This is a genomic window from Methylobacterium sp. P3_A11 (assembly GCF_056403155.1).
The window spans coordinates 19,517-31,180 of record NZ_JBFUGA010000068.1 but is presented as its reverse complement, the minus strand read 5'-3'; the positions used below and the strand labels follow the sequence as shown (position 1 = coordinate 31,180).

The 11,664-nt window shown below is 71.7% G+C and carries 12 protein-coding genes; 3 read left to right on the top strand and 9 right to left on the bottom strand.

The window, feature by feature from the left end:
- Positions 1-440 (bottom strand): NAD(P)-binding protein (locus AC1DXK_RS20250; protein ID WP_477298810.1); only part of this gene is annotated, 440 nt, incomplete at its 3' end.
- A 139-nt stretch (positions 441-579) separates the two neighbouring features.
- Here AC1DXK_RS20250 and AC1DXK_RS20245 point away from each other — a divergent pair.
- Positions 580-1,281: a sulfate transporter family protein gene (locus AC1DXK_RS20245; RefSeq protein WP_457103864.1), complete on the top strand. Its 702-nt coding sequence runs from the start codon at positions 580-582 to the stop codon at positions 1,279-1,281.
- 162 nt (positions 1,282-1,443) lie between these two features.
- Positions 1,444-2,718, top strand: a complete 1,275-nt coding sequence (locus AC1DXK_RS20240) for an efflux RND transporter periplasmic adaptor subunit (RefSeq protein ID WP_457103863.1) — start codon at positions 1,444-1,446, stop codon at positions 2,716-2,718.
- Between the two features lie 378 nt (positions 2,719-3,096).
- Here the strand turns inward: AC1DXK_RS20240 and AC1DXK_RS20235 are convergent, their stop codons facing one another.
- From AC1DXK_RS20235 to AC1DXK_RS20205, 7 genes are all read right to left on the bottom strand, one after another.
- The gene (locus tag AC1DXK_RS20235) at positions 3,097-4,479 is read right to left on the bottom strand and encodes a class II 3-deoxy-7-phosphoheptulonate synthase (protein WP_457103862.1); all 1,383 of its coding nucleotides are present in this window, start codon (positions 4,477-4,479) and stop codon (positions 3,097-3,099) included.
- Between the two features lie 115 nt (positions 4,480-4,594).
- A complete protein-coding gene (locus AC1DXK_RS20230) occupies positions 4,595-4,912 on the bottom strand; it encodes an RNA polymerase sigma factor region1.1 domain-containing protein (protein WP_457103861.1) in 318 nt (105 codons plus the stop codon).
- A 57-nt stretch (positions 4,913-4,969) separates the two neighbouring features.
- Complete coding sequence (gene gor / locus AC1DXK_RS20225) at positions 4,970-6,352, bottom strand: glutathione-disulfide reductase (protein ID WP_457103860.1); 1,383 nt, start codon at positions 6,350-6,352, stop codon at positions 4,970-4,972.
- Positions 6,349-7,521, bottom strand: a complete 1,173-nt coding sequence (locus AC1DXK_RS20220; RefSeq protein WP_457104062.1) for an O-antigen ligase family protein — start codon at positions 7,519-7,521, stop codon at positions 6,349-6,351. Before AC1DXK_RS20220 ends, gor begins: the two co-directional genes overlap by 4 nt.
- Positions 7,522-7,612: 91 nt before the next feature.
- Positions 7,613-8,194: a DUF2059 domain-containing protein gene (locus AC1DXK_RS20215; protein WP_457103859.1), complete on the bottom strand. Its 582-nt coding sequence runs from the start codon at positions 8,192-8,194 to the stop codon at positions 7,613-7,615.
- Between the two features lie 44 nt (positions 8,195-8,238).
- A complete protein-coding gene (gene rpiA, locus AC1DXK_RS20210) occupies positions 8,239-8,952 on the bottom strand; it encodes a ribose-5-phosphate isomerase RpiA (protein ID WP_457103858.1) in 714 nt (237 codons plus the stop codon).
- A gap of 133 nt (positions 8,953-9,085) precedes the next feature.
- Positions 9,086-9,550 (bottom strand): hypothetical protein, encoded by a 465-nt coding sequence (locus AC1DXK_RS20205; RefSeq protein ID WP_457103857.1) that lies wholly within the window; start codon positions 9,548-9,550, stop codon positions 9,086-9,088.
- A gap of 177 nt (positions 9,551-9,727) precedes the next feature.
- Here AC1DXK_RS20205 and AC1DXK_RS20200 point away from each other — a divergent pair, with 177 nt between their 5' ends.
- Positions 9,728-10,426, top strand: a complete 699-nt coding sequence (locus tag AC1DXK_RS20200) for a phosphoglycolate phosphatase (protein WP_457103856.1) — start codon at positions 9,728-9,730, stop codon at positions 10,424-10,426.
- 4 nt (positions 10,427-10,430) lie between these two features.
- On the opposite strand, the gene AC1DXK_RS20195 is transcribed toward AC1DXK_RS20200, so the two are convergent.
- The gene (locus tag AC1DXK_RS20195; protein ID WP_457103855.1) at positions 10,431-11,585 is read right to left on the bottom strand and encodes a pyridoxal phosphate-dependent aminotransferase; all 1,155 of its coding nucleotides are present in this window, start codon (positions 11,583-11,585) and stop codon (positions 10,431-10,433) included.
- Positions 11,586-11,664: the final 79 nt, after the last annotated feature.

Sequence of the window (11,664 nt, the reverse complement as noted above, 5' to 3'; positions counted from 1 at the left end):
GGGCCGGGCTGCGCGGCGCCGCGGGTCATGGCGCGGTCCGCGCGGTCGAAGGCGCGGCCGTTGGCCCGGATCTCGTCGCCGCGGCCGGGCCTGCGCCCGACCCAGACATGGCTTTCCTGGGCAGCGCGGCGTAGCCGTTCGCCCCGTGTCCGACCCAATGCCACCAACGGATTGATCGGCCCGGCATGCAGCCAGTGGGCTCCGAGGTCGAGGGCGTGACCGCGCAGGGTCACGGTCAGGGCGCGGCCGCCGACGCGATCCCGGGCCTCCAGCACGGCGACTGGCACACCCCGTGCCGCGAGGGTCCGGGCGGCGCCGATCCCGGCGGCTCCGGCTCCGACGATCAGCACCTCCGGCGCCGAGGGCAGCGGCGCGAGGCGCGGCCGGAAAGCGGGGCGGACCGGCGGATCGACCCATCGGGAGTCGGGCGTCCGCGGCATCGAGACCTGACCTGTCGTGTCCTGCACGCGTGCTCCCCGCAGCCTGTTTCCCTGCGACGGATCCCGGCCTTGCACCGGTCGTCGCCCCGCTCCACAACGCGCCTGCGCCGCTTTCGGCGCGGGCCGGAACCGTTGCCCGATGCTCGTCGAGTCCGCCGCGGCGGCGTTGCGCCAGACCTTCTCGCCGCCACTCCGGGCGATCCTCTGGAAGTCCCTCGGGCTGACGCTCGGGCTCCTGCTCCTCGTCTGGCTTGGTCTCACCCGGCTGATCCAGGCGTTCCAAGCGAGCCATCACATCTCCGCCCAGTACCCGATCCTCGACAGCCTCGCCTACTACCTCGCCGGGTTCGGCCTCGTGGTGGTGCTCGCCTACCTGATGCCGGCCGTTTCGATCGTCGTCGCGGGGTTCTTCCTCGACGATGCCGCCGAGATCGTGGAGCGCACCGATTTTCCGAACGATCCCCCCGGACGCGCCATGCCGTTTGGGACCGCCATGCTCTACGCGGTCCGTTTCGCCGGTCTGACCCTGCTGGTAAATCTCGCGGCCTTGGTCATCTTCTTCGTCCCGGTGATCGGAATCGCGGCGTTCTTCGCCGCCAACGCCTATCTGCTGGCGCGGGAATATTTCGAGATGGCGGCATCACGGTTCCGGCCGCTCCCCGAGGCCGCCGCGATGCGCCGGACCTTCCCGGTCCGGACGCTCGGCGCCGGCTGCCTGCTGGCGGCGTTGATGGTGGTTCCGATCCTCAATCTGCTGACGCCGCTCTTCGGGATCGCCTTGATGGTCCACCTGCACAAGCGGCTCAGCGGCCGTCCGCTGGTGACCGGCCCGCAGCGCTAGGCGCGTGGTCCGATCCGGGTTTCCCTGGCTTGAGAGCACCGCAGATCGGCCATGGGGCAGCCACAGGGTGGTGATGCGTCCAATCCCCGCTCTGGCCGGCACGGAGTTCGGCCGCTACGTTCGCGGCGACCCGGCCGAGCTTCCGGGGCGGAGAGCCGATCGATGAAGGCGCACGACGCGGCCGCGGACGTTCCTCCGCCGCCCGGCAAGGCTCCGTTTTTGCTGGTCGGGCTCGTCGGAGCCGGCCTGCTGGTCTGGGGCGCCTACGGCCATTGGCAGCGCGACGCGGCGGCGACCGCGACCCTGGAGCGGGTGAAGACCCTCGTGCCGCAAGTGCACACCGTCGCGGCCGCGCGGGCGGAGGGGCCGCTGGATCTCACGCTGCCGGGGGAGATGCAGGCCTTCACCACGGCGGCGATCGCCGCCCGCGCCACCGGCTACATTGCCGAGCGCCGGGTCGATATCGGATCGCGGGTGAAGGCGGGGGATCTGCTTCTGCGCATCGCAGCCCCGGATCTGGACCAGCAACTCGCCCAGGCCGAGGCGCAAGTCGGTCAGCTGAGGGCGCAGCTGCTCCAAGCGCAGGCGCAGGTCGAGCAGGCCCGCGCCAACGTGAACCTCGCCAACCTGACGAACAACCGGACCACGACCCTCGCGGTCCAGGGCTGGGCCTCGCGGCAGAACGCCGACAACACCCAGGCCGGTGTTCTCGCCCAGGCCGCGACCCTCGCCGCCGCGGAGGCCGGCGTGAAGGTCGCCACGGCCAACATCAAGGCCCAGGAGGCCGTGGTCGATCGCCTCAAGGCGCTGACGGCGTTCGAGCGGGTCGTGGCGCCCTTCGACGGCGTGGTCACGGTCCGCAACGTTGACACCGGTGACCTCGTCCGGGCCGACAACGGCGGCACACCGCTCCTGAGTCTGGATCAGGACAGCACCCTGCGCATTACCGTGAACGTGCCGCAGAACGATGCCGCCGGCATCAAGCCAGGCGTTCAGGCGTCGATCACCGTTCCGCAGATCCCGGGGCGGAGCTTCGAGGGATTCGTGGAACGCAGCTCGATTGCGCTGAATGCCGCGTCGCGGACGCTGACCACGCAGGTGGACGTGCCCAATCCCGACCGCGCGCTGCGGGCTGGGCTCTACGCCTACGTCACCCTCAAGATCCCCCGCACAGAGCCGGGCGTGACGATCCCCGCCGAGGCGACGGTGTTCAACGGCAACGGCCTGCAGGTCGCGACCCTGGGCGACGACGACCGGGTTACCTGGCGGACCATCCGGGTAAGGCGCGATCTCGGGCGGACCCTAGAGCTGGATTCCGACCTGCCCGCTGACAGCCGCATCATCTACAGCCCGGCTCCGGACCTGCGCGACGGCCAGTCGGTCGAGCCCCTGAAGCCGCCGCAGACGGACGCGCCGCTCCGTTCGGCGCAGCGGTAAGCGCACCGGAAACGCTCCGGTCATCCGCAGTGCGGGCGTCATCCCCAGCGTCGTCCCGCCGAGCGTGATCCCGGCGGCGGCGTTTGAACCGCCGGCGGTCGGGCGTGCATCCGGACGTGGCGGCCAGACCCCGCCTCACCGACCGACTGCCGGGGCCGAGCGGGGCATCGTGGTGCGGCTGCGCTGCCCTTGGACCGATCCGGTCCGATCCGCGGTCCGATCGTGGTGGTGTTTCCGGGCGCGACCCCGCTGCTGAGCGCGCTCGGGCTCTCCGCGCCGGTAGCGATCGAGCGAGGCGGACGATCAACGGCCGACGCGGTGCGCGGTCCCGGCTGAGGGGCGGCGCACCACGTCGACGTGTCGGTGCCTGGACCGAGGCTACTCCGCGGCGTCGAGGCGCGGGCGCTCCACGTGGTTGCGCTCGGCCTTGACCAGCTCGGCGGTGCGGAACGCCACTTCCAGGGCCTGCTCCGCATTGAGGCGCGGATCGCAGTAGGTGTGGTAGCGGTCCTGCAGGTCGTCGGCCGTCAGCGCCCGGGCGCCGCCGGTGCATTCGGTGACGTCCTTGCCGGTCATCTCCAGGTGGATGCCGCCCGCGATGGTGCCTTCGGCCCGGTGCACGCCGAAGAACCCCTCGATCTCCTGCATCACCCGCTCGAATGGCCGGGTCTTGTAGCGGCCCGCCGCGACGGTGTTGCCGTGCATCGGATCGCAGATCCACACGACCTTGCGTCCCTCGCGCTCGACGGCCCGGATCAGAGCCGGCAGGTGCTCGCCGACCTTCTCGGCCCCGAAGCGGCAGATCAGGCTGAGGCGCCCTGGCTCGTTTTCCGGGTTCAGCAGGTCGATCAGGCGGATCAGGCCCTCCGCCTTCATGGACGGGCCGCACTTGAGGCCGATCGGGTTCTTGATGCCGCGGGCGTATTCCACGTGTGCGTGGTCGGGCTGCCGGGTCCGGTCGCCGATCCACAGCATGTGGCCGGAGGTCGCGTACCAGTCTCCGGTGGTCGAATCGACGCGGGTCAGGGCCTCCTCGTAGCCGAGCAGCAGGGCCTCGTGGCTGGTGTAAAAGTCCGTGGTCCGCACCTCTGGATGGGTCTCCGGGTTGATGCCGATCGCGCGCATGAAGTCGAGCGCGTCGGTCATGCGGCCGGCGACGTCCTGGTACCGGGAGGATTGCGGCGAATCCTTCACGAAGCCCAGCATCCAGCGATGGGCGTTCTCCAGGTTGGCGTAGCCGCCGGTCGCGAAAGCGCGCAGCAGGTTCAGCGTCGCGGCCGATTGCCGGTAGGCCTCGAGCTGCCGGCGCGGGTCCGGGATCCGCGATTCCTCGGTGAAGCCGATGCCGTTGATGATGTCGCCTCGGTAGCTCGGCAGGCTCACGCCCTCGAGGGTCTCGGTCGGCGAGGAGCGCGGCTTGGCGAACTGCCCGGCGATGCGCCCGACCTTCACCACCGGCGACCCGCCCGCGAAGGTCAGCACCATCGCCATCTGCAGGAACACCCGGAAGAAGTCGCGGATGTTGTCGGCGGAATGCTCGTCGAAGCTCTCGGCGCAGTCGCCACCCTGAAGCAGGAAGGCTTCGCCCGCCGCGACGCGCCCGAGCGCCGCCTTCAGCTTGCGGGCCTCACCGGCAAAAACCAGCGGCGGAAAGCTCGCGATCTGCGACTCGACGGCACCCAGGGCGGCTGAGTCCGGATAGGTGGGAACCTGCTCGATCGGCAGATGTCTCCAGCTCTTCGGTGTCCAACGCTCGCCCATGGTCCCTCTCCGCGCACCTCTTCGTGCGATCGCGCCTCGTGCGCGAAGCGCGGCTTATAGAGAGGTTCCCGCGGACTTGCGAGTGTCCGAAACCGAGGGCAGGCAGGCCCCGAGCTCAGGCCTCGCCGTCCTCCACCTCGATCCCGTGCTCGGCGAGAATCCAGAAGATCGCCTCCAGATCCTCCGCGGAGACGTCCCGGGGCGGCAGGGCCTCCTCCAGATCGTCGTAGGTCAGACAGCGGCTGCGCTGCGCCTCCGCCTTGGCGAGCAGGCGGTCGATGGCTTGGCGGATGTCGGGCGGGAGGGCCTCGTGGCTCGGCGGCCGGTGGAAGGCCGGCCGCAGGGCGTCGGCCAGAAGGCCGTCGATAACCGCCTGCCGCCGCGCGTGCGCGTCGTCCTCGCGTCGTCCCTTGCCTGCGCCCTGCTTGCCCATGCCCCTGATATGGCTCGGTCCGGCACCGCGTCGAGGCCCCCGCCCTCCGGGGAGTCGCTAGCCGACGCCGACCGGATGCTTGGTGACCTCCGGAACGCGCATCGTCACGAGTTCCTCCGCGGCGGTGGGATGGACCGCGATGGTGCGGTCGAAATCGGCCTTCGTGGCGCCCATGGTCACCGCGATCCCCACCGCCTGAATCACCTCACCGGCATCGTGGCCGACGATGTGGACGCCCACGACCCGATCGCTGGCGCAGTCGACCAGCACCTTCATGAGGATGCGCTCGTCGCGCCCGGAGAGGGTCGCCTTCATTGGCCGGAAGCGCGCCTTGTAGACGTCGATCTTGCCGAAGATCGTGCGGGCGGACGCCTCGTTGTGGCCGACGACGCCGATCTCGGGGGTCGAGAAGACCGCTGTGGGGATCAGTCGATGGTCGACGCAGGAGGGCTTTCCACCGAAGACCGTGTCGGCGAAGGCGTGGCCCTCGCGGATCGCCACGGGCGTCAGGTTGGCTCGGTTGGTGACGTCCCCCACCGCGTAGATCGACGGGACCTTGGTCTGGGAGTAGGCGTCCACCGGGATCGCTCCGGCGGAATCTGTCTCGATGCCGACCCGGTCGAGGCCGAGCCCGTCGACGTTCGGCCGCCGGCCGGTGGCGACGAGCACTCGGTCCACCAGAATGTCGCTGCCGTCGTCGAGCCGCGCGCAGAGGCCGCCATCCCGCTGCTCGATGCGGGTCAGGGTGCGTCCGAGCCGCAGGTCCATCCGATGGCCGTAGGCCTCCGCGAGGGCGTCCCGAACCTCGTCGTCGAATCCGCGCAGCAGCCTGTCGCCCCGGTGCAGCAGGGTCGTCCGGCTGCCCAGCGCCGCGAACACGCCGGCGAACTCCACCGCGATGTAGCCGCCGCCGATCACCAGGATGCGCTCGGGCAGGCTCTCCAGCTCGAACACCTCGTTGGACGTGATCGCCAGCGCGATTCCCGGCACGGCCGGCTCCTTCACCGGATGCGCGCCCACCGCCACCAGGATCCGCTCGGCCCGAATCGTGCGCCCGGATGACGCCAGGCGCACGGTATGGGGATCCTCGATCACGGCCCGCTCGGGGAGGATCTCCACGCCGGCGCGGATCAGGTTGGCGTCGTAGATGCCCTCGAGCCGCGTCACCTCGGCGTCGCGGCGGCGTTTGAGGGTGGCCCAGTCGAAGCGGGGCTTGTCCACCGTCCAGCCGAAGCCGGCGGCGTCCTCGAACTCGTCGGCGAAGCGGCCGGCATAGACCATCAGCTTCTTCGGAACGCAGCCGCGGATCACGCAGGTTCCACCGACCCGGTACTCCTCGGCCAGCATCACCCGCGCGCCGTATCCGGCCGCGATCCGCGCAGCACGCACGCCACCGGAGCCGCCGCCGATGACGAAGAGGTCGACGTCAAACGCGCTCATGCGGGACCGTCCATCTCGGATCTCTCGATCGCGCCGGCCCGTGACGCCGCGCGCATCCAGGTGATGGCAGCGCCCAGCCCCGCCGTCCACCATGCGGCCCAGCCGTTGTGCTCGACGAAGGCGATCGCCGCCGCACAGGCGACGAGGCCGAGTGCCGTGGCGCGGTCCGGTGCCGGCAGGCCGGCGATCCGGGCGAGCGTCAGCATCAGGGCAAGCGCGGCGAGGATCGCACCGGGCAGGCCCAGCTCGGCCCAGACCTGCAGGAAGCTGTTGTGCGGGTGTCCGACGCCCAGGAGGACCCGCATCTCGGCTGGTACCGCCTGCGCGACCGGGGTCTCGGCGAAGCGCGCGCTGGTGCCGTAGCCGGCGCCCCGCCAGGGGTCGGCCGCGACCGTTGCCCCGAAACTGCGGGCAATGGCGACCCGGGCACGGGAAGAGGACTGGACGAGGCGGTCGTGGGCGGCCTCCGGCATGGCGCGGGCGAGGAGATCGCCCTCCACGGGGGCGAGGGCCACGGCGAGGCCGAGACCGAGTCCGGCGAGGCCGAGGCCGGCCCGAACCGGAAGCAATCGTGCTGCGGCGGCCATCGCGGCGCCGGCGAGGAGGCCGAGCTGGGCGGCGCCACTGATCGAGCGCATCACGCCGAGGGCCGCGGCGGCGAGGGTCGCGGCAGCCGAGCCCCGGGCGCGGCGGCGCCAGAGAAGCAGCGCCAGCGGGCCGGCCACGAGATCGAGCGTCAGGGCGGGGCGGTTATGGACGAAGGCCGCGGCGCGGTGGCCCAGCGCCCGCGACAGGGCGAGGTCCGAGGCGAGATCCGCCGCGATCAGAAGCCCTGCGAGGCCGACCGCGACGGCTCCGAGCCGGGGCGCGAAGGCGGGGATCCGGCCGGGCGCGAGGCACGCCAGGAGGTAGGCGGCGACCAAAGTCGGCAGGAATTCGGCGAGCGCCCGGAGCGACGCGGCCGGGAACGGGCTCCAGGTCAGAGAGACGAGAGCCCAGGCCAGGAAGGCGAGGGCCGCGCCCGCGAGCGGCGTCGCGAGGGGTGCCAGGAGGCGACGACGCAGCGCCCTGGCATCCGCCTCGGCCCATCGCCCGGCCAGGAAGGCGAGCGCTGCCAGCCCGACGACCAGCGGGCTCGACCGGTTGGCGAGGACCATGGCGGCCGGCATCACGGCCAGGAGGGCGCCCCCCGCCGCGTAGAGGCGGCCGGCGGCGGTCGGGGGCAGGCTCACGGCGATCCGCTCCGGCGAGCGGCGGCGCTCACTGCATCTGGTGCCCGCGCTTGCCCATCTCGGCGCGGACCCGGACCATGACGTATTCCGACACGTCCTGCGTCCAGTCCTGCATCTCCTGCACCATCTCGTCGAGCAGCTGCGGCTGCGCCTCGACGTAGTGCTTGCCAGCCGGCGAGCGGAAGAAGGTGGCGATCTCCTTCAGCTCGGCCTCCGAGAATTTCGACGCGTAGGTGCGCGCCGCAATGTCGATCATGCGCTGCTTCTGGAGTTCCATCTCCGGCTGCAGCGTGGTCAGGACCTCCTCGAGATCCTTGGAGAGTTCCGGCCGGGTAACCGTCTGCTTGCGGATCTGGTCGGCGAAGGCGGGCAGCACGGAATCGAACGATCGGGCGATACCGGAGCTCAGCATCACCTCCCGGGCCAGGGCGAGGTGGCTCGGCGAGTAGGTCGGTGCCGCCGGGGTATTGGCCGCCGGCGTGTTCGCGGCCGGTGTGCCGCTCGGCTGGGCCGCCGGCTTGGCCTGCGCGGTCTTGTGAGGCTGCGCGACGGCGGCGTGGGGGAGCGCCAGGAGTGCGAGGCCGAGCGCGGCGGTGAGGCGTCGGGACATGCGGGACCTTCTTGCGAGGATGACCTGCGGTTTCGGGCGGCGTGTCAGGCGAGACTGCCGAGAACGGTGACTTCGGCCTGCCCGTCCCGCGCCGCGGCCAGGATCGCGGCATCGGCGATGCCGAGGAACAGGCCGTGCTCGACGACCCCCGGAACGGACCAGAGCGCGGCGCCGAGGGCTTCCGGATCCGGTATCGCGCCGAGATGGGCGTCGAGGATGTAATGGCCGCCGTCGGTGACCAGAGGCTTGCCATCCGGCAGCCCGCGCAGCCGGACCGCCCCGGTACAGCCCGCGTCGGCGATCGCCGCCTCGACGGCACGCTGCGTGGCCTTGAGGCCGAACGGGTTCACCTCGATCGGCAGCGGGAAGGCGCCGAGCCGCGTCACGTGCTTGGCCGCGTCGGCGATCACCACCATGCGGCGGCTCGCGCAGGCGACGATCTTCTCCCGCAGGAGCGCCGCGCCACCGCCCTTGATCAGCCGCAGCCGGTCGTCGACCTCGTCGGCTCCATCGATCGTCAGGTCGAGTTCGGGCTGCGTGTCGAGGGTCGCGAGGCGGATGCCCAGGGTTTCCGCCTGCACGCGCGTCGCCTCGGACGTCGGCACGCCGATGATGTCGAGTCCCGCCCGCACCCGCGCCCCGAGGAGTTCCACGAAGGCGGCTGCCGTCGAGCCGGTGCCGAGGCCCAGGCGCATGCCCGGCTCGACGAGATCGAGGGCGCGGGCGGCCGCCGCCCGCCGCAGATCCGGCCCGCTCACCGAGAGTGCGCCCGATCGGCGGGATGGAGCGAGGGGTCGCGCGTCATGGTCAGTCGGTCTTTCAGTGAGTTCGGTCGGCCCCTAGCACGGGACCGGCCCGATCGGAACGCCCGCCCGCACCGACGAGGCTGCGTCACGGGCGGCTGCCCTGCGTCGGCGTGGCGCTGGCGCCGGCTCGGCCGGGGGCCGGTCCGGTGAGCGGCGCGTCGGACGTGCTGTCGGCGCCAGGCTTGCCCTGCTGGGTGCAGACCACCTGCTCCTTCTTCACCAGCACGAAGCAGATGCTCATCTCGCCGGTCCGGTAGTTCACCCGGAAGACGCCGGCCTCGCGGGTGTGGCGGCTGGCCACCAGCCCGTATTCCGACGGCGTCTGCGGCCCGGCGCCCTCGCCGGCCCCGAAACAGACCGTCTGGCCGATGCCCCCCGCGGATTCCTGAAGCCCGTACTGGCAGGAGGTCACCTCGCCGGTCACCTTGTCGACCCGGTACATCCGGTTCAGGTCGGTCTGCGGAGCGGGCACGAACTCGAAGGAGGTCGCGGCCGCCGGCAGGGCTTGGAGCGCGGCGCTGACGGCCAGGAGGGGCAGAGACGGTTTCATCGCGGGTCCCGGGGCTGGTACGCGCTGCGTTTCGCTGCGCTTTCAGGCGAGTCTGGGGCGTCCGGTGAGACGATCCGCCCATCCGCGGCCGCCCGACCGCCGCCTTGCTCTCACAAAGCCGTCCCGCTAGCGAGGCGTCGCTCGGCCGATCCCGGCCAGCACGGAGCCCTTCGCCCCATGTTCACCGAACCGACGTCCCGGCCGCCGATCGCCGTGTTCGACCTCGACGGTACGCTCGCGGAGACCGCGGGCGACCTCATCGGTACGCTCAACGCGCTGATGCGGCAGGAGGGTCTTGCCGAACTGCCCCTCTCCAGGGCGCGCGGCCTGATCGGCGCAGGCGCCCGGGCGCTGATCCGAAGGGGGTTCGAGGCCGAGGGCCGGCCGCTGTCCCCGGCCGACCACGACCGCCTGTTCGACGCCTTCATCGCCCATTACGGCGAGCACCTCGCCGACACGTCCCACCTCTTCCCGGGGGTGGTCGACGCCCTCGACACCCTCGAGGCGGCGGGGTTCATGCTCGCGGTCTGCACCAACAAGTTCGAGGGGCAGTCGGTGGAGCTGCTGCGCCTCCTCGGGATCGGTCACCGCTTCGCGGCGATCTGCGGCCGTGACACCTTCCCTCAGTTCAAGCCGGACCCGCGCCACCTCACCGGCACGATTGCACTTGCGGGCGGCGATCCGGCCCGCGCCGTCATGGTCGGCGATTCGCGGACCGATATCGACACTGCCAAGGCCGCCGGCATCCCGGTGGTGGCCGTGACCTTCGGCTACACCGATCTACCGGTCGTCGAACTCGGACCCGACCGGGTGATCGAACACTTCTCGCAGCTCGCCGACGCCGTGGGTGCGCTGATCCCGGTCGCGGTGGGCTGACCGGTCAGCGCAGCCAGGTCCGCAGGCGCGCCACCGCCTCCTGGCACTCGGTCTCCGAGCCTGCGAACGAGAACCGGACGTGGTGGTGGCCGACGTCCGGGTCGAAATCGAGGCCCGGCGTCGCCGCGACGTGCGCCTCGTCGAGCATCCGCCGGCAGAAATCCGAGGCGTCGTTGGTCAGGTTCGACACGTCGGCGTAGAGATAGAAGGCGCCGTCGGCCGGGTGGACGCGGCCGAGGCCGAGCGCCGGCAGGGCGTCGAGCAGGATCGCGCGGTTGCGCGCGTAGCCGTCGCGGACGGCGTCGAGTTCGTCCGTGGCGTCGAACGCCGCCAAGGCGCCGACCTGCGAGAGGTAGGGCGCCGAGATGTAGAGGTTCTGCGCCAGCCGCTCGATCGGCCGGACGAGCACCTCCGGCACGACCATCCAGCCGACGCGCCAGCCGGTCATGCAATGGTACTTCGAGAACGAGTTGATCACCACGGCGTTGGGGTCGAAGCGCAGGGCCGTGACGGTGGGCGCGCCGTAGCTGAGGCCGTGATAGATCTCGTCCGAGATCAGCGGCAGGCCGAGGCCGCGGGCCGCCAAGCAGAGGTCCCGGAGGGCCCCCTCGGTGATGACCGTGCCGGAGGGATTGGCCGGGCTCATCACCAGGGCTCCCGCGACCGCGTCGCGCGCGTGGGTCTCGCGCAGCAGCGCGGCGGTCGGTGCGAACCGGTCCTCGGCGCGCAGCACCATGGGCGCCGGCACGAGGTCGAGGGCGGCCAGGATGCTGCGATAGGCCGGGTAGCCGGGCTGCGGCACAGCGACCCGGGCGCCGGCATCGAACAGGCTCATGAAGGCGAGGACGAAGCCGGCCGAGGATCCGGTGGTGATCACCACCCGCTCCGGACTCACCGCGACGCCGTGCCGCTCCGCGTAGTCCCGGGCGATGCGGGCTCGGAGCGACGGCAGCCCGAGGGCCTCGGTGTAGGGGACCCGCCCGGTGGCGAGCGCCGCCTGTGCGGCCGCGATCACGGCCCGGGGCGCCGGCGCCGAGGGCTGTCCGACCTCCATCCGCACCACGTCGTCGCCGGCCCGCGCCTTGGCGGCGGCGGCCGCCATCACGTCCATGGCGAGGAACGGCTGGACGGCGGCGGCCCGCCGGGAGATCGGGGTCATGGGATCCTTCTCAGCGCTGTGCGCGGCGCGGCGGCCGTCGCCCGACGCGCCGGGGTAGCCCCTCGCGGCCTGCGCCTCA